20 protein-coding genes and 1 other RNA gene are annotated in these 25,607 nt (G+C 43.3%); all 21 read left to right on the forward strand.

Annotation, left to right across the window (positions count from 1 at the left end; all coding sequences use genetic code 11):
* The 21 genes from K5Q34_RS03365 to dapD all read left to right on the forward strand — a co-directional run bounded on the left by K5Q34_RS03365 (nt 1) and on the right by dapD (nt 25,605).
* Complete coding sequence (locus tag K5Q34_RS03365; protein WP_002938543.1) at nt 1-660, forward strand: amino acid ABC transporter permease; 660 nt, start codon at nt 1-3, stop codon at nt 658-660.
* Nucleotides 661-669: 9 nt separating this feature from the next.
* Nucleotides 670-1,416, forward strand: coding sequence for an amino acid ABC transporter ATP-binding protein (locus K5Q34_RS03370; protein WP_105136550.1), 747 nt, complete (start codon nt 670-672; stop codon nt 1,414-1,416).
* Nucleotides 1,417-1,781: 365 nt separating this feature from the next.
* Nucleotides 1,782-2,723, forward strand: coding sequence for a LacI family DNA-binding transcriptional regulator (locus tag K5Q34_RS03375; RefSeq protein WP_002939863.1), 942 nt, complete (start codon nt 1,782-1,784; stop codon nt 2,721-2,723).
* A gap of 181 nt (nt 2,724-2,904) precedes the next feature.
* Nucleotides 2,905-9,210 carry a pullulanase gene (locus K5Q34_RS03380; protein WP_221864519.1) on the forward strand — a complete coding sequence of 2,102 codons (6,306 nt, stop codon included), beginning with the start codon at nt 2,905-2,907 and terminating at the stop codon, nt 9,208-9,210.
* Between the two features lie 348 nt (nt 9,211-9,558).
* Nucleotides 9,559-11,007 (forward strand): PTS ascorbate transporter subunit IIC, encoded by a 1,449-nt coding sequence (locus K5Q34_RS03385; RefSeq protein WP_221864520.1) that lies wholly within the window; start codon nt 9,559-9,561, stop codon nt 11,005-11,007.
* A 58-nt stretch (nt 11,008-11,065) separates the two neighbouring features.
* Nucleotides 11,066-11,344, forward strand: coding sequence for a PTS sugar transporter subunit IIB (locus tag K5Q34_RS03390; protein WP_009910950.1), 279 nt, complete (start codon nt 11,066-11,068; stop codon nt 11,342-11,344).
* A 62-nt stretch (nt 11,345-11,406) separates the two neighbouring features.
* A complete protein-coding gene (locus K5Q34_RS03395) occupies nt 11,407-11,892 on the forward strand; it encodes a PTS sugar transporter subunit IIA (RefSeq protein WP_014736516.1) in 486 nt (161 codons plus the stop codon).
* Nucleotides 11,893-11,902: 10 nt separating this feature from the next.
* The gene (locus K5Q34_RS03400; RefSeq protein ID WP_221864521.1) at nt 11,903-12,565 is read left to right on the forward strand and encodes a 3-keto-L-gulonate-6-phosphate decarboxylase UlaD; all 663 of its coding nucleotides are present in this window, start codon (nt 11,903-11,905) and stop codon (nt 12,563-12,565) included.
* 5 nt (nt 12,566-12,570) lie between these two features.
* A complete protein-coding gene (locus K5Q34_RS03405; RefSeq protein ID WP_221864522.1) occupies nt 12,571-13,434 on the forward strand; it encodes an L-ribulose-5-phosphate 3-epimerase in 864 nt (287 codons plus the stop codon).
* The gene (locus K5Q34_RS03410; RefSeq protein ID WP_024381206.1) at nt 13,434-14,150 is read left to right on the forward strand and encodes an L-ribulose-5-phosphate 4-epimerase; all 717 of its coding nucleotides are present in this window, start codon (nt 13,434-13,436) and stop codon (nt 14,148-14,150) included. The genes K5Q34_RS03405 and K5Q34_RS03410 overlap by 1 nt, the downstream gene beginning before the upstream one ends.
* 84 nt (nt 14,151-14,234) lie before the next feature.
* A complete protein-coding gene (locus tag K5Q34_RS03415) occupies nt 14,235-14,852 on the forward strand; it encodes a hypothetical protein (RefSeq protein WP_012775380.1) in 618 nt (205 codons plus the stop codon).
* Nucleotides 14,853-14,976: 124 nt separating this feature from the next.
* Nucleotides 14,977-16,665 carry a transcription antiterminator gene (locus tag K5Q34_RS03420; RefSeq protein WP_172114914.1) on the forward strand — a complete coding sequence of 563 codons (1,689 nt, stop codon included), beginning with the start codon at nt 14,977-14,979 and terminating at the stop codon, nt 16,663-16,665.
* 109 nt (nt 16,666-16,774) lie between these two features.
* A complete protein-coding gene (gene ulaG, locus K5Q34_RS03425) occupies nt 16,775-17,866 on the forward strand; it encodes an L-ascorbate 6-phosphate lactonase (RefSeq protein ID WP_002938500.1) in 1,092 nt (363 codons plus the stop codon).
* A 211-nt stretch (nt 17,867-18,077) separates the two neighbouring features.
* Entirely contained in the window at nt 18,078-20,048 is a 1,971-nt protein-coding gene (tkt, locus tag K5Q34_RS03430) for a transketolase (protein ID WP_172114915.1), read from the forward strand.
* A 280-nt stretch (nt 20,049-20,328) separates the two neighbouring features.
* The gene (tadA, locus tag K5Q34_RS03435; RefSeq protein WP_029170954.1) at nt 20,329-20,856 is read left to right on the forward strand and encodes a tRNA adenosine(34) deaminase TadA; all 528 of its coding nucleotides are present in this window, start codon (nt 20,329-20,331) and stop codon (nt 20,854-20,856) included.
* Between the two features lie 35 nt (nt 20,857-20,891).
* Nucleotides 20,892-20,987, forward strand: an RNA gene (ffs, locus tag K5Q34_RS03440) — signal recognition particle sRNA small type.
* A gap of 133 nt (nt 20,988-21,120) precedes the next feature.
* Nucleotides 21,121-21,663, forward strand: coding sequence for a hypothetical protein (locus K5Q34_RS03445; protein ID WP_105126018.1), 543 nt, complete (start codon nt 21,121-21,123; stop codon nt 21,661-21,663).
* 81 nt (nt 21,664-21,744) lie between these two features.
* The gene (locus tag K5Q34_RS03450) at nt 21,745-23,094 is read left to right on the forward strand and encodes a glucose-6-phosphate isomerase (RefSeq protein WP_221864523.1); all 1,350 of its coding nucleotides are present in this window, start codon (nt 21,745-21,747) and stop codon (nt 23,092-23,094) included.
* Between the two features lie 65 nt (nt 23,095-23,159).
* Nucleotides 23,160-23,888, forward strand: coding sequence for a metallophosphoesterase family protein (locus tag K5Q34_RS03455; protein WP_221864524.1), 729 nt, complete (start codon nt 23,160-23,162; stop codon nt 23,886-23,888).
* A gap of 327 nt (nt 23,889-24,215) precedes the next feature.
* Complete coding sequence (locus K5Q34_RS03460) at nt 24,216-24,749, forward strand: hypothetical protein (protein WP_024407665.1); 534 nt, start codon at nt 24,216-24,218, stop codon at nt 24,747-24,749.
* 157 nt (nt 24,750-24,906) lie between these two features.
* A complete protein-coding gene (gene dapD / locus K5Q34_RS03465) occupies nt 24,907-25,605 on the forward strand; it encodes a 2,3,4,5-tetrahydropyridine-2,6-dicarboxylate N-acetyltransferase (RefSeq protein WP_221864525.1) in 699 nt (232 codons plus the stop codon).
* Nucleotides 25,606-25,607: the final 2 nt, after the last annotated feature.

Genomic DNA, 25,607 nt, shown 5'->3' on the forward strand with positions numbered 1-25,607 from the left:
ATGACAGAGAGAGTATGGCAACTATTGCTTGATTCATTTTCACAAATACTTGTTCCAGGATTGTTGGTGACTATCCCACTGACAATCCTGTCTTTTACCTTTGGCTTGTTAATTGCTATTGGGACTGCCTTGGTGCAAATTGCTCAGATTCCCATTCTCAAACAAGTGGCTCGTTTCTATATTTGGGTTGTTCGAGGGACACCGCTCTTGGTTCAACTCTATGTGATATTCTTTGGACTACCAAGTCTAGGAATTGTCTTGGATGCCTTTCCGTCGGCGGTTTTGGTTTTTTCTGTCAATACAGGTGCCTACGCTGCGGAAACCATACGGGCTTCTATCGAGTCCGTGCCTAAGGGGCAGTTGGAGGCTGGCTATTCTGTCGGGATGAGTTTTGCCCAGACCATGCGTCGGATTATTCTCCCACAGGCCTTTCGAGTGGCCTTCCCGCCCTTGTCCAATACCTTGATTGGATTGGTCAAGGATACATCGCTGGCTGCCAATATTACCGTCTTGGAGATGTTTATGGCGACTCAGCAGATTGCAGCAAGGACCTATGAACCGTTTGCCCTCTATTGTGAGGTGGCCCTTGTTTATCTACTCTTTTCAACTATTTTGACCAAGCTTCAAGCCTATGGCGAGAAGAAGTTGGCAGTCTATTAGGAGGTTCAGATGATTCAAGCAAATGGAGTAAGGCTGGCCTTCGGTGGTCAGCAGGTGTTAAAAGGCATTGATGTAGAGGTCAATCCAGGTGAGGTGGTCGTCATTTTAGGTCCATCTGGATCAGGAAAAACGACTCTTCTTCGTTCTTTAAACTTTTTGGAAAAAGCTGACGCGGGTCACTTAGTCTTCGGTGAGGACAGCTATGACTTGGCTCAGATGACCAAGAAGGAAATTGCAGGCATTCGCAAGCGCACAGCCTTCGTTTTTCAAAACTACAATCTCTTTGCCAATAAAACTGCCTTACAAAATGTGACGGAAGGTCTGATTGTGGCTCGGAAAGTACCCAAACAAGAGGCTGAAAGAATCGGTAAGGCAGCCTTGGACAAGGTGGGATTATCTGATAAATATGATTTCTATCCAAGTCAGCTGTCCGGAGGTCAGCAGCAACGGGTCGGCATTGCCAGAGCCATTGCGACCAATCCCGAGGTCATCTATTTTGATGAACCAACCTCGGCCTTGGATCCTGAGTTAATTGGTGAAGTCCTGGCTGTCATGATGCAGTTGGCAAAAGAAGGTATGACCATGGTGGTTGTGACGCACGAGATGGGCTTTGCGCGTGCGGTAGCTGATCGAGTCATATTTATGGATGGTGGTCGGATTATCGAAGAAGGTCGACCAGAAGACATTTTTGACCAGCCAAAAGAAGAACGTACTAAGCAATTCTTAGCTCGCATTCAAAAGGTAGATGTTGAGTAAGCTAAGCAAATTAATTTATCTTATTCATTTCCACAATCGTACAGAAAATGGACAGAATTTAACAAAGCTACTTCAATTGTTAGACATTGATTGGTCTAGCGGTTGGAGTATTTTTTGTTTAGAGGGAATGGATATTTTTATATAGTACTTTTAGCACGAGGCGATGAGCCGCAGGCATAGATGAAGTTAGGCAAGGTGGGCTAAGGAAGTAGTAGGAGGAAAACTAAATGACGATAAATGTATTCGAAAGGTCTTTACTTTTTAGTAATAAATAGTATATAATAACCTAAAGAAAACGTTTGCACGATTTTGACTGTTTGCTTGCTAAAAGATAAGCAGCAGAAATAGAATTAGGGAGGAGTTCTATGACGACATTAGCCGATGTGGCTAGGTTAGCCAATGTATCAAAGATGACTGTTTCGCGTGTCATCAACCATCCAGAACAAGTTACACAAGAGCTGCGGACGCTCGTAACAGCTGCGATGGAAGAATTAAACTATAAGCCAAATGTGGCGGCCAAGGCCTTGGCTCAGCAACGGACATTGATTGTTCAGGCTGTCATTCTCGAAAAGATGGATGTGGTAGAGCCGTACTATATCGACCTTCTTGCAGGAATTGCTGATGAGCTCAATCATCGAAATTATACCTTGCAGTTGGTGACCAATCCAAGTCAGATCACTGATCAATGTGATGGTTACATTGTGACTGGCGCTCGAAAGGATGACTACCCCTGGCTGAAAGGTCTGCGGAAGCCATTGATTTTATTCGGGGAGAATCAAGAAGGCCTTCCTTTTGTAGATTCAGACAATCGTTTGGCGACTAGGTCCGCAACCCAGTTTGCTTTATCAAAAGGTTATGAGAGGATTGTTTTTGTAGGGATTGACTTGCCAGAAGCCTTTGAAAAAGGGAGAGAAGAAGGCTACAAAGATGCGATGCAGGGCCGAGAAACTCATCTCTATCGATTGGAAAATCGTTCTCGTGTTGCGGAAGAATTTGTGAAAAATCTTGATTATTTACCAGAAAATACCTGCTTTATCTGCGCATCGGATCGTCTCGCTCTTGGGGTTACAAGAGGTTTACAAGCTCTAGGAAAGTCTATTCCGAATGACGTTGGGGTAATTGGTTTTGACGGCTTCTTTTTAGATCGGATGTCCAGACCAGCCTTGACGACGATGAAGCAGCCGATTCGTCAAATGGGGGCTCTTAGCGTCAAACATTTAATGACGATATTAGATGGCAAGCCTCTGGCTAGACAGGGGCATTACTGCCAGGCAACCTTAATTGAAAGGGAGACTACACCTCAGTAGTCTCTTTTTTTGGTCAGTAGGCCGTCTAGGAGTACAAGAGGAGGGAGCTATTTATTCTATTTTAGTTAGATAGTAGACCAAAACTTGTTACCGTTAACATTTAAGAAAACGTTTGCAAAGACTCCTTGGAATTGTATATACTGGTAGTGTACAATTCAAACTTATTTATATGGAGGAGTCTATGAAAAAGAAATCCGTTCAGAATATGAAACGAACAGGGATGCTAGAGAAGAAACAGATTTTTGGCATTCGTAAACTAAATGTAGGTGTAGCCTCTGTTGGGATTGCGGCTGCTCTGTTTTTAAGTGGAGCAGGTCAACTAGTGCAGGCAGAGGAAGTCGTCCTCCCTGCGTCAACTAGTTCAGCGACTCTTTCGGAACAGGATGGCGGCGCGGTAGAAGCGACCACAACTGTGATAGAAACTACAGATTCTATGGTAGCTGAAGCGACAGCGGTAAGAGAAACAGCCGATGCAACTGCTTCAGAGGAAGCTCCTATCGAAGAAGGCAGCATTCGTCTGCACTTTGAAAATGTAGATGAAACAGCACCAGAAAGTCAAGGACTGTGGACTTGGGGAGGAGTGGCAGAGCCGTCCGATGGTAATCAATGGCCAACGGATACAGCGAATTTCTCAAGTAGCCAAGTGGATGACTACGGTCATTACGTTGATATTAAAAAATCTGAGACACCAGGAACGATTGGTTATCTGGTTCTCAAGAATGGGGAAAAAATAACAGAATCGGACCAAAAAGTGGAGCTTCTTGTTCCAGAACAGAATGAAGCCTGGATCGCTAGTGACTACAGCGTGTCTAGCTATGAGCCGCTCAAAGATGAAAATGTTCTCCGCATCAATTACACACGTGAAGACAACAATTATGAAGGTTGGGGCGTATGGACTTGGGGCGATACGACTGAAGCGAGTGATGGCTGGCCAACAGGTGCCGTTGATTTTAAACTTGGCAAATACGGAGCTTATGTTGACATTCCCCTCTCGAACGGTTTAGATTCTAAGCTTGGATTTCTGCTAATCAATCAGAATAATCCAGATTTGGCAGGCAATAAAACCATTGATTTAGCCTTTGCAGATCGTAAACGGCATAGCCAAATTTTCCTTCGCAATGACGACGACAAAATCTATACCAATCCATATTTTATCGAAGAGAAAGTAGAACTCGATACAAGTAAAGCGACTCCGGGTACAAAAAATGTGACTGTTGAGGCTAGTAGCAAAGCACCATTCAACTACAATGAAAGCGGCTTGGTATCTGTAACTGTCACTAACCCTGAAAATGCTGAAATAGTTAAAATGGAAGTCGATACAAGTGCCATCGGTGGAGGTCTTGTGCCAATCTCTACTGAGCTCAATCGTGTGACCATTAAAGCGACGTCTAGCACAGCGCCAGGGACATATAGTCTTCCTGTAAAGGTCTATGACAAGGACAACGGTTACTACGAGACCAGCCTGGATGTGACCATTACAGAGCGTATCAAGGAAGATGGTGAAAAAGACTGGGACGAGCAAGTCATCTACTTCATGATGACAGACCGTTTCTACAATGGAGACACCAGCAATGACAAGCTGGTAGAAGGAACGGCCTCCAACCCACGCGGTCTTTACCAAGGCGGGGACTTCAAAGGAGTGACAGCCAAGCTGGACTACTTGAAAGAATTGGGTGTGGACTCTATCTGGTTGACTCCGATTGTGGAAAATATTCCACAGAATGTCGGTAGCGTAACAGATGGAGAGTACTATGCTTACCATGGTTATTGGGCCTCCAATTTTGAGAAACTAAATCCGCATTTGGGAAGTTTAGCTGATTTTCATGAATTAATTGATGCCGCGGCGGAAAAAGGCATCAACATTATTGTTGACGTGGTGCTTAACCATGCTGGCTATGGTACAGAAGGAACCTTTGCAGGTATGGTACGGACTAAGGAAGAAGATAAGCAGGGAGATGATCAGCTCGGTTCGCTTTCAGGACTGCCTGACTTCAAGACAGAAGAAGCTACCGTTCGCAATCAGTTGGTTGCTTGGCAGGCATCTTGGTTGGAACGCTCAACAACTGCCAAGGGCAACTCTATCTATGCTTTCCGTGTCGATACAGTCAAACACGTTGATGATACAACCTGGCAGCATTTCAAAAATGAATTGGTGGATAGAGACCCTGACTTCCACTTGATTGGGGAAACTTGGGGAGCTAACTATAAAGATACCAAGGGTGACTTGGGAATCGGTACTATGGACAGCTTGTTGGATTTTGGTTTCAAGGATATTGCTAAATATCTGGTCAATGGTCAACTGAAAGCAGCTGGAAAAGAGCTGGAAGAACGTAGCAAGGTTCTGACTAGTGCAGCTTCTCTGGGTCAATTCTTGGGCAGTCATGACGAAGATGGTTTCCTCTACAGTCTTGGTGGCGCAGAAAAAGAAGGAAATCTGGATAAACTGAAATTGGTTGCTAGTCTCTTGATTACTGCTAAAGGACAGCCAGTCATCTACTACGGTGAAGAATTAGGTCAATCAGGACAAAACAACTGGCCAGTTTATGACAACCGGTACGATTTCGATTGGAGCAAGGTAGAGACTAGCGACATCACAGACCACTATCAGAAATTGTTGGCTTTCCGCAATGCCAATTCAACATTGCTCTCACGTGGTGCTACAAGCACACTTGCTGGAAATGATAGCCAAGGTTGGCTTATCAGCAAACGCAGTTACCAAGATCAAGCTGCCTATCTTGTCTTCTCAACCAATACCGAGAGCAAGGAAATGGCGATTGAAGTATCTGGTAAAGATGTGGTTGTCACAGATGCCTACACAGGAAAAACGTATCAAGCTATCGAGAAAGACGGTAAATGGGTTGTTCAAGTCGAACTTCCAACAATCGGTCAAGGTGGCACCATGCTCCTTCAGACTCAAGCAGGTGACATCGTCAATGCAAGTGTGCAAGGAGCGACTGAAGAGCCAATTGAAGCAGGCTACTTCCGTGTTCACTTTAAAACTCTACCATCTGATAATCTATCTAGCTTAGGTTTATGGACATGGGATGATGTCGAAAAACCATCGTCAGATGTTGGTGCTTGGCCAACAGGTGCAACCAATTTCAGCACGGCTAAACAGGATGACTATGGCTATTATCTGGACATCAAGATGAAAGATGAAACAGCCAGCAAGATTAGTCTGTTGATTAATAACACTTCTGGTGAGAACATCACAGGTGACAAGGCCATTGAACGGATTAGCACCAAGATGAATGAAGCTTGGTTTGATGAAAACTACCAACTCAGCCTCTATCAACCGCTTAAAGAAGGCTACATCCGTATCAATTACTTCCGTACCGATGGCAATTATGACCAAAAAGGTCTCTGGATTTGGGGTGATGTGACTGATGTTACCTTGGGTGACTGGCCAAATGGTATTGATTTTGAAAACCAAGGCAAGTACGGTGCCTATATCGATGTTAAATTGACAGATTTACCAAGTTCCATTGGCTTCCTGCTATTGGATGAAAGCAAGTCAGGAGATGATGTGAAGATTCAGCAGAAAGATTATAGCTTTAAAGATTTGAAAAATCAGACACAAATCTTCCTCAAGGATGATGATGCGACTATTTACACCAACCCTTATTTTGTCAATAATGTCCGTGTAACAGGTGTTTCTCATGTTAGCCTAACAGCTCTAGAAGCAGCCTTTACAACGCTGGAAGGTGCTGATAAGGATAGCATCTTGGAGAAATTGTCTGTAACAGATAAAAATGGTCAGACAGTTGCTGTGACGGACCTTGTCTTGGATCTTACTAGCAACAAGGTGCGGGTCCTCGGGGATTTCAACCAAGAAAATGCGGGCTATACCCTCAAATATGGCAATGATAGCTTCACAACAACTATGAGCTGGCAATTGAAGGATGAGCTCTATGCTTATGATGGGGAGCTTGGTGCGCGTGTGCGTCAGGCTGGTAGTGTCGTTGATATGACTCTCTGGTCTCCAAGCGCAGACAGTGTAGCAATTGTTCTTTATGATAAGGATGACCAGTCTAAGGTGGTCGGTAAATTGGCCATGACCAAGGGCGATAAGGGACAATGGGACCTTGAATTGAATGGTCAATCAGGTCTTGGTATCGCGGACTATCGTGGTTACTACTACCATTATGAAATCACTCGTGGGGATCAATCTGTTCTTGTTTTAGATCCATATGCTAAGTCTTTAGCGGAGTGGAATAGTGATTTGGCAGATACAGATCCATCTTATCGGATTGCAAAAGCTGCGATTGTGGATCCATCAGAAGTTGGTCCAAGTGGTTTGGACTATGCCACAATTCCTAACTTCAATCAGCGTGAAGATGCGATTATCTATGAAGCACATGTTCGTGACTTCACATCAGACCCTGCTATTTCTGATGAATTGACAGCTCAGTTCGGTACCTTTGCGGCCTTTGCAGAGCGTCTCAGCTACCTTAAAGAACTGGGTGTGACCCATATTCAACTGCTCCCAGTTATGAGCTACTATTTTGTCAATGAATTGAAAAATGCAGAGCGTCTCAGTGAGTATGCATCAAGCAACAGTAACTATAACTGGGGTTATGATCCACAGAGCTACTTTGCCTTTACAGGTATGTATTCTACAGATCCGACCGATCCAATGAAACGCATCGAGGAATTCAAAAACCTAGTCAATGAAATCCACAAACAAGGCATGGGTGTGATTTTGGATGTGGTCTATAACCACACTTCTAAGACCTTCTTGTTTGAAGATTTAGAGCCAAACTATTATCACTTCATGGAGGCAGATGGTACGGCTAAATCAAGCTTTGGTGGTGGTCGTCTGGGAACCACTCACTACATGAGCCGTCGTGTCTTAGTTGATTCCATCAAGTATCTTGTGGATGAGTTTAAGGTAGATGGTTTCCGTTTCGATATGATGGGGGATCATGATGCCGAAGCAATTGAGCTGGCCTTTACTGAGGCTCAAAAACTCAATCCAAACATTATTATGCTTGGTGAAGGATGGAGAACCTTTACAGGTGATGCCAATCAGCCTGTTCAGCCAGCGGACCAAGACTGGATGAGTTCAACAGATACGGTTGCGGTATTCTCAGATGACATTCGTAATACACTTAAATCTGGTTATCCAAACGAAGGTCAGCCAGCCTTTATCACAGGTGGTGCTAAGAGTGTAGAATCTGTCTTTAATAACATCAAGGCACAACCAGGCAACTTCTTGGCAGATGATCCAGGCGATGTGATCCAGTATATTGCTGCGCATGATAACTTGACCCTCTTTGATATTATCGCTCAGTCCATCAAGAAGGATCCGTCAGTTGCTGAAAACTATACTGAAATTCACCAACGTCAACGCTTGGGTAATTTGCTAGTCTTGACTGCTCAAGGGACACCGTTTATTCATTCTGGTCAGGAGTATGGACGGACCAAACAGTTCCGCCATCCTGATTACAAGAACCCAGTTACAGAGGACAAGGTACCAAACAAGGCGCATTTGTTGACAAATGCTGATGGTACACCATTTGATTACCCATACTACATTCATGACTCTTACGATTCATCTGATGCGGTCAACAAGTTTGACTGGACCAAAGCGACAGATGAGGCGCTCTATCCAGAGAATACCCGTACTCAGGCCTTTACAAAAGGATTGATTGCCTTGCGCAAATCAACAGATGCCTTCCGTTTGGGAACAAAAGAAGAAGTTGAACAGAAGGTTAGCTTGATTTCAATTCCAGGTCAAAATGGTATTGCAAAAAATGATGTGGTCATTGCCTATCAAACCATTGCAAGCAATGGGGACCGCTATGCTGTCTTTGTTAACGCAGACAGTAAGGAGCGCAGTTTTGTTCTTTCTGATAGTTACAAAGAATTGCTGAAGGGTCAAGTGCTGGTCGATGGTAAGCGGGCTGGAATAGCAGAGCTGACTGATTTGGTAGGTGTGACATTGACAGATGATGCAGTTGTACTTGCGCCATTGACTGCAACGGTGATTCGCTTGCCTTACATCACTACGGCAGTTCCAGATACAGCGCCTACTGCTGAAGAAAAACCAAGTCTAGACTTTACTACCAAGGAACGTACAGAAGAAAAAATTCTTCCTATCGTAGAGGAAATTCGCTATGATGCAAGTCTCTCTACCGATCAATCTTATGTCCTTCAAGAAGGCAAAACTGGTAAGAAAGTTCTGGTTTATCAGGATGTCTTGATTGATGGTAAGGTAGTTGCTACTAATTTGTTATCAGAAACAGTTGTTGATAGCGAAACACGTATTGTTGTGAAAGGCAGTATGGAGGCTAAGAAAGAGGCTGAAAAACCGAGTCTTTCTACTACTGCTCAAGCATCTGGACAAGCGACAAGTGCTGCAAGCAAGGTGAGTCTGCCGATTACGGGTGACCGACAAAGCGATTTGGCACTTCTAGGTCTCGGACTTGCTGGACTTGGATTGACAGTTGCTGCGCAAGGAAGAAATAAAAAATCGGAAGAATAATAATATTTGGCTCTCCAGTGGAGCACTACTCAAAACCTTGTGAATCTTTTATAAATACAAGGATTGAGAGTATCACTTCCCTCTAGAAGAGGTTGGTTTTAAACCAACCTCTTCTTTTATGTTTTTTGGGGTTCTTCTAATTTTTTAGGTAAAATAACGTCTATTTATTGATTAATTAGAAGAAATGAGCTGGTGAACGATAGGGAGGAATTCTGATTAAATCAGCCATTAAAGTTCGGAAATAGTCCAATAGTGAACACAAGCCTGTGCTTTATTTGGTCTTTTTGTTTCCGCTTACATAACTTATAATAAAACCATAAAAATCATTTCAAAAAAGGAGAATGAAAAATGGATTTCCTTCAAACCCCATTAAACTGGTTCTCACAGAATATCCTGCAGAATCCAGCCTTCTTCGTAGGTCTTTTAGTCTTGGTGGGCTATGCCCTTCTAAAGAAAAAACCTCATGATGTTTTTGCAGGGTTTATCAAAGCGACAGTCGGCTATATGATTTTGAACGTAGCAGCCGGTGGTTTGGTAACAACCTTCCGTCCGATTTTGGCGGCTTTGAACTATAAGTTCCAAATTGATGCGGCAGTTATTGACCCTTACTTCGGTCTTGCAGCAGCAAATGGGAAAATTGCTGAGGAGTTCCCTGATTTCGTATCAGCAGCTACCACAGCACTCTTGATTGGTTTCGGTGTCAACATCCTCTTGGTGGCACTACGTAAGGTTACCAAAGTACGTACTCTGTTCATCACTGGACACATCATGGTACAACAAGCAGCAACAGTCTCATTGATGGTACTCTTCCTCATCCCAGCTCTTCGTAACCAATTCGGTACAGCAGCGATCGGTATCATCTGTGGTATTTACTGGGCAGTCAGCTCAAACATGACAGTTGAAGCAACGCAACGATTAACAGGCGGCGGTGGATTTGCTATCGGTCACCAACAACAATTCGCTATCTGGTTTGTCGATAAGATCGCACCAAAACTTGGTAAAAAAGAAGAAAACTTGGACAACTTGAAGCTACCTAGCTTCCTCAACATCTTCCACGATACAGTTGTTGCTTCAGCAACCTTGATGCTTGTGTTCTTCGGTTTGATTTTGTTCATCTTGGGTCCAGAAATCATGGCAAATCCAGAAGTTATCACTTCAGGTGCTCCATACAACCCAGCTAAACAAGCCTTCTTTATGTATGTGATTCAAACAGCCTTCACCTTCTCAGTATATCTTTTCATTTTGATGCAAGGTGTCCGCATGTTCGTAGCAGAATTGACAAATGCCTTCCAAGGTATCTCAAGCAAATTGCTTCCAGGTTCATTCCCAGCGGTGGACGTTGCAGCTTCTTACGGCTTCGGTTCCTCTAACGCAGTTCTTTCAGGTTTTGCTTTCGGTTTAATCGGTCAGTTGATTACAATCGTTCTCTTGATTGTCTTCAAGAGTCCAATCCTCATCATCACTGGTTTCGTACCTGTATTCTTTGATAACGCAGCAATCGCAGTGTACGCTGACAAACGTGGTGGTTGGAAAGCCGCAGCTATCCTTTCCTTCATCTCAGGTGTCCTTCAAGTTGCTCTTGGTGCAGTCTGCGTTGGCTTGCTTGAATTAAGTGGTGGTTACCACGGAAACATTGACTTTGAAGTGCCATGGTTACCATTTGGACTTGCATTTAAGTACCTCGGTATTGCTGGTTATGTTCTTGTCTGCCTCTTCTTATTGGCTATTCCGCAACTTCAATTTGCGAAAGCAAAAGATAAGGAAGCATACTATCGTGGCGAGGCACAAGCAGAATAGTATCCTTGGTCTGTAAAATCAGAACATAATGTATTAAAAATAAAATAGGAGTGAAATTATGGTTAAAGTTTTAACAGCCTGCGGAAATGGCATGGGCTCATCTATGGTCATCAAGATGAAGGTAGAAAATGCCCTTCGTCAACTCGGCGTAACAGATTTTCAATCAGCTTCCTGCTCAGTTGGTGAAGCAAAAGGTTTGGCGGCAGGATATGATATTGTCGTAGCCTCTAACCACTTGATTTCTGAGTTGGAAGGTCGCACGAAAGGTCACTTGGTTGGTCTTGACAACCTCATGGACGACAACGAAATCAAAACAAAATTACAAGCAGTGCTATAAATAGCCGTTAGGGGTAGGGAGTTTCCCTCCCCCTTTCATATAGCGTGTAGAAGGGAAAAACTATGAATTTACAAAAATCATTTACAGAAAATAATTCCATTCGCTTGGGATTGACAGCGGAAACCTGGCAGGAGGCTGTTCACAAGGCTGTTGAACCGCTGATTGACAGCGGTGCTGCGACAGAAGAATACTATGATGCCATCATTGCCTCGACAGAAGAATATGGTCCCTACTATGTGCTCATGCCTGGTATGGCTATGCCTCACGCCCAAGCAGGTGTTGGCGTCTTGAAGGATTCCTTTGCTTTGATTACCTTGACAAAACCAGTCGTCTTCTCAGATGGGAAAGAAGTGTCTGTTCTGCTCACTCTTGCAGCTACCGATCCAAAGATTCATACATCTGTAGCTATTCCACAAATTATTGCCCTCTTTGAATTGGAAAATTCCATTGAGCGTTTGATTGCTTGTCAAACTCCTGAGGAAGTCTTGGCAATGGTGGAAGAGTCCAAAAACAGTCCTTACCTAGAAGGTTTAGATTTAGAAAGTTAGGAGAAAAAACATGAAACATATTCCAAATTTACAAGTTGCCCTTGACCATTCAGACTTGCAGGGAGCGATTAAAGCAGTTGTCTCCGTTGGTCATGAAGTGGATGTTATCGAGGCAGGTACCGTTTGTTTGCTTCAAGTTGGTAGCGAATTGGTAGAAGTGCTTCGTAGCCTCTTCCCAGACAAAATTATCGTTGCAGATACCAAGTGTGCGGATGCGGGTGGTACGGTTGCTAAAAACAATGCCGTTCGTGGTGCGGACTGGATGACTTGTATCTGTTCTGCAACTATTCCAACTATGGAAGCTGCTTTGAAGGCCATCAAGGAAGTGCGTGGTGACAAGGGTGAAATCCAAATCGAACTCTATGGTGACTGGACTTATGAACAGGCTCAACTCTGGTTGGATGCTGGCATTTCCCAAGCGATTTACCACCAATCACGCGACGCCCTCCTTGCTGGCGAAACTTGGGGCGAAAAAGACCTCAATAAAGTGAAAAAATTGGTTGACATGGGCTTCCGTGTTTCTGTAACTGGTGGTTTGGACGTTGATACCCTTAAACTCTTTGAGGGAGTAGATGTCTTCACCTTTATCGCAGGTCGCGGTATTACAGAAGCGGCGGATCCAGCAGCTGCGGCGCGTGAATTTAAAGACGAAATCCGTCGTATCTGGGGGTAAGGCCTATGGCACGACCAATCGGAATATATGAAAAGGCAACGCCCAAACACTTCACATGGAAGGAACGCTTGGAGTTTGCCAAAGAATTAGGTTTCGACTTTGTGGAAATGTCGGTGGATGAGAGCGATGCACGTTTGGCTCGTTTGGAGTGGACCAAGGAAGAGCGTTTAGAGCTGGTCAAAGCCATCTATGAAACAGGTGTCCGCATTCCGACTATTTGCTTCTCTGGTCACCGTCGCTACCCGCTTGGCTCCAATGATCCTGTTCTTGAAGCCAAGTCCTTAGAAACCATGAAACAGTGTATCCAACTGGCTCAGGACCTTGGTGTCCGTGTCATCCAGTTGGCTGGCTATGACGTCTACTATGAGGAAAAATCACCTGAAACCAGAGAGCGTTTCATCAAGAATCTTCGTAAGGCTTGTGACTGGGCTGAGCAGGCTCAGGTCATGTTGGCTATTGAGATTATGGATGATCCATTTATCAACTCCATTGAAAAATACCTAGCTGTTGAGAAAGAAATCGACTCGCCTTATCTCTTTGTCTATCCAGATACTGGAAACGTGTCTGCTTGGCACAATGACATTTACAGCGAATTTTATCTGGGACACCGTTCCATCGCAGCTCTTCACCTCAAAGATACCTATGCGGTAACCGAGAACTCCAAAGGTCAATTCCGTGATGTCCCATTCGGTCAGGGCTGTGTGGACTGGGAGCATATGTTTGCAGTATTGAAAAAGACCAATTACCAAGGTCCATTCTTGATTGAGATGTGGTCAGAAAATTGCGAAACGGTTGAGGAAACACGTGCTGCTATCAAGGAAGCACAAGATTTCCTCTATCCATTGATTGAGAAAGCGGGGTTGAACTAATGCCAAAAGATTTACAGGAAATGCGTCAACGGGTCTATGAAGCTAATGTCGCCCTGCCTGCTCATGGGCTTGTCAAGTTTACCTGGGGCAACGTATCAGAAGTCTGCCGAGAACTTGGTCGCATCGTCATCAAGCCCTCTGGTGTGGACTATGAAAAATTGTCCCCAGAAAACATGGTGGTGACCGACTTGGACGGAAATGTAGTGGAAGGAGATCTGAATCCTTCGTCTGATTTGGCGACCCATGTTGCCCTCTACAAGGCTTGGCCAAATGTCCATGCTGTTGTACATACCCATTCGACAGAAGCAGTTGGTTGGGCTCAGGCTGGACGTGACATTCCATTTTATGGGACAACTCATGCGGACTATTTCTACGGTCCGGTACCATGTGCCCGTTCCTTGACGGCTGAGGAAGTAAACTCGGCCTATGAAAAAGAAACCGGTGCAGTTATCATCGAGGAATTCGAGCGTCGTGGTATCGACCCAGTCGCTGTTCCAGGAATTGTTGTCCGCAATCATGGACCATTTACCTGGGGCAAGGATCCTGCTCAGGCAGTTTACCATAGCGTTGTCCTTGAGGAAGTGGCTCGGATGAACCGCTACACCGAACAAATCAATCCACGGGTGGAGCCAGCGCCAAGCTATATCATGGACAAGCATTACCTCCGTAAACATGGTCCTAATGCCTACTATGGACAAAAGGGTGACGAACATTAAGTTCTTGTGTGAAAAAAACAGTAGGGAAAAGTAGCAGACTCCCCAAAAAGGAGAACTGCTTTTTCCCTTTTGATGAGGAGAAAGATGAGAAAATTTTTACAGGATAGTCTGACAGAAACAGCCTACTATTTAGAATTGATTTTATCTGCCATACTTGGTTTAGCCCTTTTAGCCTTGTCAACGCTTCTTTTTGCAGACCTACTCAGCTCATTGGCTGGTGATATCCAAGCGGATACGTTTATTCAAAATTTTCTGAGTCGTGCAATGACCTTGGCGGTCGGAGTCGAATTTATCAAAATGCTTTGCAAACAGTCACCTAGCACCGTGATTGAGGTACTCCTGGTTGCCATTGCTCGCCAACTGATTGTAGAGCATGGTTCTAGTAGTGATTACTTGATTGGAATTATTTCGGTCGCCATCCTATTTGCAGTGCGAAAATACCTCTTCACTCAGTTTGATGATTCCAATAATATTATCATGCGTGCCAGCCAGAAAGTAAAAGTGGCTAATATCATCGCACGAGTAAAAATTCCAAGTGAAGGTAGCGAGACTTTGAGAGATTTTGTGACACGAAAACTCAATGAAGAGGAGAAAACCATTGCTATTGGTGCTTGTGTATATTTGAAAAATGTTGCCCTTCGGATAGATAACATGCACGGAGAATTGATTACCCGAGTAGAAATTATTAAAAGCATCTATTAATTCTAACTAAAGATATTTATGCAATATAAAACAAGTAATAATCAGATGAATTTTAATAATTATTAGAATATCTAAGGTAATTATGTTAAGATAGTAACGGGACGGGGGAAAGAGGAGGAGAATCTTGTTATTAGATAAGAGTAGTTGCGCTCTACTGAGGTACCTGATTGGTCTGCAGGAACCAGAGACAATCATGGCTATTTCCAAGGGCTTGCAACAATCACGTCGAAAAATCTATTACCATCTAGAAAAAATCAATGATGCCTTACCAACAACTGTAGAGAGTATTGAAAGCTTACCTCGCATCGGTATTCGACTTACCGAAGCGCAAAAACTAGCCTGTCGAGATCTTCTCGATTCTATTGATTCGTACACCTACGTCATGAGCATGCCTGAGCGCATTCAGCTGATGTTGGTATATATCTGTATCACACCAGAAAGAGTGACCATTGAACGGCTAATGGAGTTGACAGAAGTCTCTCGTAATACGGTCTTAAATGATTTGAATGAAATTCGAACCCAGTTGGCTCAAGAACAATACAAGATGACCCTCTATGTATCTAAGAGTCAGGGCTATAGTCTGGTTTGTCACCCTTTAAATAAAATCCAATATGTCCACTCGCTTCTCTATACCATCTTCTTGGACGCCAATAAAGGTTTTTTGCAGGTTCTAGAAGATAAGTTGTTTGAGTTGGTAGGGTGTCAGTTGCTCTTCTCCGAAGAAATGGCACAATTTTTACAGGGACAAGTATCGCAGTTAGAAAAGAAACTGGGCAAGAAGATCAATCGCTACGAAATCGAGTTTATGCTCAAAGTATTGCCTTTCTTGCTCCTTAGCTATCGCAATATGGAGCTGGATGACTTGGAAGAACGAGCCATTCTCAAAGAATTTGAACAAGTTCGAGAGCGTATAGAGTACCGAGTTGCTCAGGAATTGAAAGATGCCTTGTTGCAAACCTTTGATTTGAAATTGGATGAAATAGAAATCTCCCTGATTGCCATTTTACTTCTATCCTATCGAAAGGATAGCGATGTTCATGTATTCAGCCAAGATTTCATTGACTTGAAGCGTGTGGTAGAGCGATTTATTCATCATTTTGAGATACATTCACCATTTGAATTGGAAAATCCAGATGAATTAGCCAAACATCTCTTGGCGCATTGCAAGGCTCTGTTGTTCAGAAAAACCTACGGCATCCTATCTAAAAATCCAATGGTCCAACAAATCCAAGATAAATACGGCACCCTGTTTGCTATGACACGGGTTTCTGGAAAGATTTTGGAGGAGGAGTGGCAGATTGAGTTATCCGATGGAGATATTGCCTATTTGACGATTCATCTAGGAGGTGCTATTCGACGTAGTGGGACGCGCAAGGCACAGACACAGATTGTCTATTTAATCTGTGATGAAGGGGTGTCAGTCCAACGCTTACTTTATAAACAATGTCAGCATCACTTGCCAGATAAGAAGATTGGCGCCGTCTTTACCACTGAACAATTCAAGAGTGTCGAAGACTTACTAGAGGTTGATTTCTTGATTACAACCAGCGATGGGTTGGAAACGGATTTCCCTTTGGTGCAGGTTCACCCCATTTTAGATTTTGATGATGTGCTAAACATGACTCATTTTGCAAAATATCGTAGTTTGGCAGATGAAAAACAAGTTTTTGCAGTAGAACTAGACAAGCTTTTGTCGGGATATATCACAGACGGAAGGACCGCTCGAGAACTCAAACAACGGCTACAAAAACTGATTACCAATGAATTATTAACCAATTTATCCAGTCAAGATATTGAAACAGATCTGTATTAGGGTAAAGTCCAAGTGTGAACACAAGCCTGTGTTTTATTTGGTCTTTTTTTTGTTGCCTTTGGAGCATATACTAGAAGCATAGAAACGTACCTTATAGGAGGAATGGAAAATGGCTAAAGTTCAAGATATTACAAGAGAATCCTGGATTCTTTCAACCTTCCCAGAATGGGGAACTTGGCTCAATGAAGAAATTGAAGAAGAAGTAGTGCCAGAAGGCAACTTTGCTATGTGGTGGCTTGGAAACTGCGGTGTCTGGATTAAAACACCAGGTGGTGCGAACGTGGTCATGGACCTCTGGTCATCACGTGGAAAATCCACTAAAAAAGTGAAAGATATGGTTTGGGGACACCAGATGGCTAACATGGCAGGTGTGCGCAAATTGCAACCAAACTTGCGTGTTCAGCCAATGGTTATCGACCCATTTGCCATCAATGAATTGGACTACTACCTAGTATCGCACGTCCACAGTGACCACATGGACATCAGCACAGCCGCTGCCATCATCAACAATCCAAAGTTGGACCACGTCAAATTTGTCGGGCCAGTTGAAAGTGGCGACATCTGGGAAAAATGGGGTGTGCCTGCTGACCGTATTATCCGCATCGCACCAGGTGATAGCTTTGAATTCAAAGACATCAAGGTTCACGCTGTAGAATCCTTCGACCGTACTTGCTTGGTGACACTTCCCATCGAAGGTTATGACGAAAATGGTGGTAAATTAGCAGGACTTCCTGTGACAGATGAACTCATGGCTCGCAAGGCAGTCAACTATGTCTTTGAAACACCTGGCGGAACCATCTACCACGGTGCAGACTCCCACTTCTCAAACTACTTTGCAAAACACGGTCGCGACTTCAACATCGACGTTGCTATCAACAACTACGGTGACAACCCAATCGGTATCCAAGACAAGATGACCTCAATCGACCTTCTCCGTATGGCAGAAAACTTGCGTGCTAAGGTAATCATCCCTGTTCACTATGACATCTGGTCTAACTTCATGGCGTCAACAGATGAAATCTTGCAGCTCTGGAAAATGCGTAAGGAACGCTTGCAATATGATTTCCATCCATTCATCTGGGAAGTTGGCGGCAAGTATACTTATCCGATGGACAAGGACCGTATTGAATATCACCACCCACGTGGCTTTGATGATTGCTTCTTAGAAGACTCAAATATTCAATTTAAGGCTTTGTTATAAGATTGAGAACTCTCTTGCTCCATAGAGACGAGGAGAGGTACTATAAACTCTGATAAAGTATGAAATGTGCGAATTACTACTGTTCACTCCAAGGGCGGGACGAAAGTCCTGCCTCTTTTCTACGGACAATTTATTTCTCGCTTCATTTCAAACAGACATAGAAAACGCTTTATGGTATAATAAATTCATGACTTTAAAAAAGGAGAAAAACATGTCAAATCTTTCAGTCAATGCGATTCGTTTCCTTGGTATTGATGCCATCGAAAAATCAAAATCAGGTCACCCAGGTGTCGTCATGGGTGCGGCTCCAATGGCCTACAGCCTTTTTACTAAAGAACTTCGTATCAACCCAGCTCAGCCAAACTGGGTGAACCGTGATCGCTTTATCTTATCAGCAGGTCATGGGTCAATGCTCCTTTATGGATTACTTCACCTTTCAGGTTTTGAAGAAGTGAGCATGGACGAAATCAAGAACTTCCGCCAGTGGGGTTCAAAAACACCAGGTCACCCAGAATTTGGTCACACAGCAGGTGTAGATGCAACAACAGGTCCTCTTGGACAAGGTATCTCAACTGCGACAGGTTTTGCGCAAGCAGAGCGTTTCCTTGCAGCTAAGTACAACCGTGATGGTTTCCCAATCTTTGACCACTATACTTACGTAATCTGTGGTGATGGCGACTTGATGGAAGGTGTTTCTGCAGAAGCGGCTTCTTACGCAGGTCTTCAAAAATTAGAAAAACTTATCGTTCTCTACGACTCAAATGACATCAACTTGGATGGCGAAACAAAAGACTCCTTCACAGAAGATGTACGTGCCCGTTACAATGCTTATGGCTGGCATACAGACCTCGTAACAGACGGTACAGATGTAGATGCCATCTTTGCTGCTATTGAAAAGGCAAAAGCAGCTGGTAAGCCATCTCTTATCGAAATCAAGACTGTTATCGGTCATGGTTCACCAAACAAACAAGGTACAAATGCCGTTCACGGTGCTCCACTTGGTGCAGAAGAAACAGAAGCAACTCGTAAGGCGCTTGATTGGAACTATGGTCCATTTGAAATTCCAGCTGAAGTCTATGCGGACTTCAAAGCTAATGTAGCAGACCGCGGTGCAGCAGCCTACGATGCTTGGGTGAAATTAGTTGAAGACTACAAAGTAGCTCATCCAGAATTAGCAGCTGAAGTAACAGCTATCTTGGAAGGTCGTGACGTAGTTGAAATCAAGCCAGAAGACTTCCCAGTTTACGAAAATGGCTTCTCACAAGCAACTCGTAACTCATCACAAGATGCCCTCAACGCAGCGGCTAAAGTTTTGCCAACCTTCCTTGGAGGTTCAGCTGACTTGGCTCACTCAAACATGACCTATATCAAGGAAGATGGTTTGCAAGATTCAGTAAATCCACTCAACCGCAATATCCAGTTTGGTGTGCGTGAATTTGCTATGGGTACTATCTTGAACGGTATGGCAGCCCACGGTGGACTTCGTGTCTATGGTGGTACCTTCTTCGTCTTCTCAGACTATGTGAAAGCAGCGGTTCGTTTGTCAGCTCTTCAAGGACTTCCAGTGACTTATGTCTTCACTCATGACTCAATCGCAGTCGGTGAAGATGGTCCAACTCACGAGCCGATTGAGCACTTGGCAGGACTTCGTGCTATGCCAAACCTCAATGTCTTCCGTCCAGCAGATGCGCGTGAAACACAGGCAGCTTGGTACTTGTCATTGACCAGCAAGTCTACACCATCAGCCCTTGTTCTCACTCGTCAAAACTTGACAGTTGAGGAAGGAACCGACTTTAACAAGGTTGCCAAAGGTGCCTATGTGGTTTACGAAGCAGAAGGCTTTGATACTATCCTTCTAGCATCTGGTTCAGAGGTTAACTTGGCTGTTAAAGCTGCCAAAGAACTAGAAGCAGCAGGCACTAAGGTTCGTGTGGTTTCTGTGCCATCAACTGAACTCTTCGATGCACAAGACGCTGCCTACAAGGAAGAAATCCTTCCAAATGCCATCCGTCGTCGCTTGGCAATTGAAATGGGTGCAACTCAAGGTTGGTACAAGTATGTGGGCCTTGACGGTAAAGTTCTCGGTATTGACACATTTGGTGCATCAGCTCCAGCCCAAACAGTTATTGACAACTATGGCTTCACAGTAGAAAATGTTGTGAAATTAGTTGGCGAATTGTAATAGAAAATATCAGAGACAGCCTTTCGAGGCTGTTTTTGATATTTTTTTAAAAATTTTCTTGACAATATCGACAATAAACGATATATTAATATCTGTGAATATCAATATTGCTCCCCCTACCTTCTCGACTGAGGAGGTATTTTTATATTTTTAAGGTGATAGAAGGGCAGCATTTTGAAAGAAATGTGTGACAAGGAAGAAGTAGTGTTAGATTAATTTTGATAGTAGAGAATAAAGAAGTGATTTTGAACTGTTATCAGGGCTGTGCTATAATAGATTTATGAACTATACACATGAAGAAAAAGAGTATTTTATGACTCAAGCATTGCAGGAAGCTAGAAAATCGCTAGAAAAGGATGAAATTCCAATTGGTTGTGTGATTGTCAAGGATGGCCAGATTATTGGCAGAGGGCATAATGCGCGTGAGGAACTCAATCAGGCAATCATGCACGCTGAGGTTATGGCAATCCAAGAGGCTAACAATGTTGAGGGGAATTGGCGCTTGCTTGATTCGACCCTTTTTGTGACGATTGAACCTTGTGTGATGTGTAGCGGAGCCATTGGCCTAGCACGCATTCCGCAGGTTATCTATGGAGCAACCAACAAAAAGTTTGGAGCTGCAGGGAGTCTCTATGACATTCTGACAGATGAGCGGCTCAACCACCGTGTCAAGGTAGAAACAGGTATTTTAGAAGCGGAATGTGCCAATATCATGCAAGATTTTTTTAGACAACGCAGAGAAAGTCAGAAGGCTGCTAAGCTTATCATGAAAGCCCAAGAGGACCATGCAGACAATCCATCTTGTTAGGTCCCCACTTGCACTCTGGTCAAATTGTGTTATAATAATAAGCGGAGCAACATTCGTGCGTGAAGCGGGTCAGGGGAGGAATCCAGCAGCCCTAAGCGAGGTCGAGTGTGTGCTCTTTTTGCGTATAATCTAAAACTCCTTTGAAATCAGGCTTTCAGAGGGTTTTTCTTATCTTATTTTTAGAAATGAGGGGCAAGATAGGGGTGGCTTAAGAAAACTTTTTGGATGCTCTGCTATTCTACTGAGGAATAAGGAGGAAAGCCTATGTTTTTATTTGCCTTTCCAGGTATGGGAAAAACGACACTTGCTAAGAAATATACAGATGTTGTGGACTTAGAAATGTCCGACATTAAGTACGATAATAGCAGTGTTCGTCATTTAACGAAAGAGGAGCGAAAATCCACCAAACGTCCACTGAAGGATAGACGCTATAAAACAATCTATGTCAATAAGGCCTACACTCTTCATAGACAAGGAAAGACAGTCCTAGTAGCGCTGAATTTTCTGATGAGAATGTTGCTGGCCATGTCTATACGCGGTGGTGTACCATTTCATATCTATATTCCCCACCCTTCTCTCAAAGAAGAATACCGCCAACGTTACATTTCAAGAGGCAACAACGACCGGTTCATCTTTGAAGTCATGTTCATTTGGTATCCTGCCCTCATTCCGCTTTACCTACTATCTAAGATTTTCCCGAAATGGATTACAGTAACCCAGTCGGGAGAGACTTTGGAGGATTATTACAAACGCGAAAATTTCGTTAGATTTTCACAAAAATTAAGATTTATACAACATATTTCATGAAAATAAATGAAAATTGATAAATTTCTTGAAAAAAATATGATAAAGCGTTATCATATTATGGTACATAAATGGAGGAAAAACATGACACATATTACATTTGATTATTCAAAAGTTTTGGGCCAATTCGTTGGAGCTCAAGAAGTAGAATACATGCAACCACAAGTTACCCTTGCAGACCAAATGCTCCGTCAAGGAACAGGTCCTGGTAACGACTTTATTGGCTGGTTGGATTTGCCAGAAAACTACGACAAAGAAGAGTTTGCTCGTATCAAGGAAGCTGCAGCTAAAATCCAAAATGAAAGTGAAGTTTTGGTAGTTATCGGTATCGGTGGTTCTTACCTTGGTGCTAAAGCAGCTATTGATTTCTTGAGCAATGCCTTTGTAAACTTGCAAACACGTGAAGAGCGCAAAGCTCCACAAATCCTTTACGCTGGAAACTCTATCTCATCAAGCTACCTTGCAGACCTGGTAGACTACGTGGCAGACAAGGATTTCTCAGTTAACGTGATTTCTAAATCAGGTACAACAACTGAGCCTGCCATTGCTTTCCGCGTCTTCAAAGAATTGCTTGTGAAGAAATACGGTCAAGAAGAAGCTAACAAGCGTATCTATGCTACAACTGACAAGGCAAAAGGTGCTGTTAAGGTTGAAGCGGACGCAAATGGTTGGGAAACCTTTGTTGTTCCAGATGATGTCGGCGGCCGTTTCTCAGTCCTGACAGCAGTTGGTCTTTTGCCAATCGCGGCAGCTGGTGCAGACATTGATGCCCTTATGGAAGGTGCAAACGCAGCCCGCACGACCTATACATCTGATAAAATTGCTGAAAATGAAGCATACCAATATGCTGCTGTTCGCAACATCCTTTACAGAAAAGGCTATGTAACAGAAATCTTGGCTAACTACGAGCCATCACTGCAATACTTCAGCGAGTGGTGGAAACAATTGGCAGGTGAGTCAGAAGGTAAGGACCAAAAAGGTATCAACCCAACATCTGCTAACTTCTCAACAGACTTGCACTCTCTTGGACAATTCATCCAAGAAGGAAACCGCAACATCTTTGAGACAGTGGTACGTGTTGACAAACCAAGAAAAAATATCTTGATTCCTGAAATGGCAGAGGACCTTGATGGCCTTGGCTACTTGCAAGGTAAGGACGTTGACTTTGTAAACAAAAAAGCAACGGACGGCGTACTTCTTGCTCACACAGATGGTGGCGTACCAAACATGTTTGTGACCCTTCCACAACAAGATGAGTTCACACTTGGTTATACCTTCTACTTCTTCGAGTTGGCGATTGCTATCTCTGGTTACCTCAATGCGATCAACCCATTTGACCAACCAGGTGTAGAAGCCTACAAGAAAAATATGTTCGCTCTTCTTGGTAAGCCAGGATTTGAAGAACTCGGTGCAGAATTGAACGCACGTTTGTAAGAAAACCAAACTGATCGGAAACGGTCAGTTTTTCTTTGATTATTAAATATGGTAGAATAGAGTCTATGAAAAGAGAGTTTTTTGTAGTTGGAGATGTTCATGGAAAGTTTGAACTGCTACTTGATATTTTGAAGAAATGGGATGAAGAGCGGCAACAGCTGATTTTTCTTGGGGATTTAATTGACCGTGGAGAAAATTCAAAGGCTTGTCTAGAGTTGGTTTGGCAATTAGTCCGAGAAAAAGGTGCTATCTGCCTGACTGGGAATCATGAACGAATGTTTTTGGCTTGGCTGCGTGACCCCTTGGACCGCTACGACCACTATCGGAGAAACGGTGGAGATACGACCATCAATTCTTTACTGGGGCGTCCCTTGGATGCACCGGTAGATGGCCTGGTGGATGCCAATACAGTGATGGAACAATATGAGGACCTGATTGATTTTGTCAAATCTTGCCCCTATCATATGGAGACTGAGCGCTATATCTTCGTCCATGCAGGAGTTGATTTGACCTTACCAGATTGGCGTGAAACCAATAATCATGATAAGGTTTGGTTACGCACCCCTTTCCATGAGGCTGAAAATACCACAGGAAAAATAATTGTCTTTGGACATACACCTGTGTATAACCTCTTTCAAACTCAACTTCGCATTAGTCAAATCTGGACCAGTCCAGATGGGAAAATGGGAATTGACGGAGGAGCTGTTTACGGCGGAGTTCTTCATGGTCTAGTCTTAAATCAACAGGGATTGGTTAGAGATCATGCAGTGGGCTGTATGGAGTCGACCCAGTAGCTTACTGTAAAAATTTACAAAATTGCATGGTAATACATACTAGGGATATTAACAATTTTTAGGAGATGAATATGCTAATTTGTTCGGTATAAAATTTCTAGTCAATCTGGCAGATTACTATTGCAAGCTTATTAAGCTTTATCCGAGTGTTTAGTCAGGAATGGTATGAAATATCCCATCAAAACCTAGCGATTCTCATAATGATTCTGCATTTGAGAGGGTTACTGGTTTGTATATTCTAAAAAGATAAATTGTTTTCTAGATATACTTGACTTTCATACTTAAAAATAATATTATCTAGTAGTAATAAACAAAAGGAGTTTTATAATGAAAAAGAAATGGTTGCTGATTTTCTCAGCTCTTCTAACAGTTACTACTTTGGTGGCTTGCTCTAATAGTAAGGAAGAAACAACGTCAAAAAGCTCTTCAACGGAACAAACATCCACAACGAAATCCTCTACTAAAGAGTCTACATCTGAATCCTCGACTGTTACTTTAAAAGAGTCAACAGTGACTTATCTGGCAGATGCAGAAATTGATGCGATTCAGACTATCGGAGAATATAAAACATCATTGAACTCATTGATGGACTCTTATGTTGCTGACTTTGATGAGCTAATTGTTCAGTTACCAGAAGAAGCACAGACTACTTTAAAACCATATCGTGAGCAAATTGTAACGATGCTTGAACAACAAAAATCAGCACTGGATTCACAATTTGCGACATTAGGGGATGACTCGACAGTGATTCCAGAAGAAGCACGAGCTACTGTTTTGGATAGTTTAAAAACAGTTCGTGATCAACTAAAACAAACGATGACAACTGTGCATGAACAGGCACAAACATTATTAAATGAATAACAGGGAAAGATTTGGCTCCTGCTCAATGTTATTAGGTTAGCTAACTTAATAACATTGGGAACTGAGGGCCTCTTTTTCATTTTTTTGCATTTCTTCCCAAATTTTCAGAAAATTTTGATATAATAGAAAAAATATTATTTTTAGATTGGAAAATATTATGACTGCACAAAAAATGACTGCACAAGAAATCATTGCCTTTATTGGTAATGCTGTGAAGAAGACAACTGTTAAAGTAACTTTTGAAGGTGAATTGGCTGGGCCTGTTCCTGCTGAAGTGACAAAGCTTGGCAATGTCCTATTCGGTGACTGGAAGGATGTCGAGCCCCTTTTGGCAAACTTGACTGAAAATGAAGACTACGTGGTTGAGCAAGACGGCCGAAATTCAGCTGTGCCATTGCTTGACAAGCGGAATGTCAATGCCCGTATCGAGCCAGGTGCGATTATCCGTGACCAAGTGACCATTGGCGATAATGCCGTTATCATGATGGGGGCGGTGATTAACATCGGTGCGGAAATCGGCCCAGGTACCATGATTGACATGGGTGCTATCCTTGGTGGTCGTGCGACGGTTGGTAAAAACAGCCACATCGGTGCAGGTGCGGTTCTTGCAGGTGTTATCGAGCCAGCTTCTGCCGAGCCAGTGCGTGTTGGCGACAATGTCTTGGTTGGTGCCAATGCTGTTGTTATCGAGGGCGTGCAAATCGGTAGCGGCTCTGTTGTCGCGGCGGGTGCTATTGTGACCCAAGACGTCCCTGAAAACGTAGTAGTGGCAGGTGTGCCAGCTCGCATCATCAAGGAAATCGACGCTCAAACCCAACAAAAAACAGCCTTGGAAGAGGCTTTGCGGACACTCTAAGA

The sequence above is a fragment of the Streptococcus sp. 2018110 genome, from assembly GCF_019754115.1.
GTDB lineage: Bacteria > Bacillota > Bacilli > Lactobacillales > Streptococcaceae > Streptococcus > Streptococcus hashimotonensis.

What these genes read in the sequence shown, in the direction of transcription:
- K5Q34_RS03365 (WP_002938543.1), top strand. Translation starts at nt 1, where the DNA reads ATGACAGAGAGAGTATGGCAACTATTGCTTGATTCATTTTCACAAATA.
- K5Q34_RS03370 (WP_105136550.1), top strand. Translation starts at nt 670, where the DNA reads ATGATTCAAGCAAATGGAGTAAGGCTGGCCTTCGGTGGTCAGCAGGTG.
- K5Q34_RS03375 (WP_002939863.1), top strand. Translation starts at nt 1,782, where the DNA reads ATGACGACATTAGCCGATGTGGCTAGGTTAGCCAATGTATCAAAGATG.
- K5Q34_RS03380 (WP_221864519.1), top strand. Translation starts at nt 2,905, where the DNA reads ATGAAAAAGAAATCCGTTCAGAATATGAAACGAACAGGGATGCTAGAG.
- K5Q34_RS03385 (WP_221864520.1), top strand. Translation starts at nt 9,559, where the DNA reads ATGGATTTCCTTCAAACCCCATTAAACTGGTTCTCACAGAATATCCTG.
- K5Q34_RS03390 (WP_009910950.1), top strand. Translation starts at nt 11,066, where the DNA reads ATGGTTAAAGTTTTAACAGCCTGCGGAAATGGCATGGGCTCATCTATG.
- K5Q34_RS03395 (WP_014736516.1), top strand. Translation starts at nt 11,407, where the DNA reads ATGAATTTACAAAAATCATTTACAGAAAATAATTCCATTCGCTTGGGA.
- K5Q34_RS03400 (WP_221864521.1), top strand. Translation starts at nt 11,903, where the DNA reads ATGAAACATATTCCAAATTTACAAGTTGCCCTTGACCATTCAGACTTG.
- K5Q34_RS03405 (WP_221864522.1), top strand. Translation starts at nt 12,571, where the DNA reads ATGGCACGACCAATCGGAATATATGAAAAGGCAACGCCCAAACACTTC.
- K5Q34_RS03410 (WP_024381206.1), top strand. Translation starts at nt 13,434, where the DNA reads ATGCCAAAAGATTTACAGGAAATGCGTCAACGGGTCTATGAAGCTAAT.
- K5Q34_RS03415 (WP_012775380.1), top strand. Translation starts at nt 14,235, where the DNA reads ATGAGAAAATTTTTACAGGATAGTCTGACAGAAACAGCCTACTATTTA.
- ulaG (WP_002938500.1), top strand. Translation starts at nt 16,775, where the DNA reads ATGGCTAAAGTTCAAGATATTACAAGAGAATCCTGGATTCTTTCAACC.
- tkt (WP_172114915.1), top strand. Translation starts at nt 18,078, where the DNA reads ATGTCAAATCTTTCAGTCAATGCGATTCGTTTCCTTGGTATTGATGCC.
- tadA (WP_029170954.1), top strand. Translation starts at nt 20,329, where the DNA reads ATGAACTATACACATGAAGAAAAAGAGTATTTTATGACTCAAGCATTG.
- K5Q34_RS03445 (WP_105126018.1), top strand. Translation starts at nt 21,121, where the DNA reads ATGTTTTTATTTGCCTTTCCAGGTATGGGAAAAACGACACTTGCTAAG.
- K5Q34_RS03450 (WP_221864523.1), top strand. Translation starts at nt 21,745, where the DNA reads ATGACACATATTACATTTGATTATTCAAAAGTTTTGGGCCAATTCGTT.
- K5Q34_RS03455 (WP_221864524.1), top strand. Translation starts at nt 23,160, where the DNA reads ATGAAAAGAGAGTTTTTTGTAGTTGGAGATGTTCATGGAAAGTTTGAA.
- K5Q34_RS03460 (WP_024407665.1), top strand. Translation starts at nt 24,216, where the DNA reads ATGAAAAAGAAATGGTTGCTGATTTTCTCAGCTCTTCTAACAGTTACT.
- dapD (WP_221864525.1), top strand. Translation starts at nt 24,907, where the DNA reads ATGACTGCACAAAAAATGACTGCACAAGAAATCATTGCCTTTATTGGT.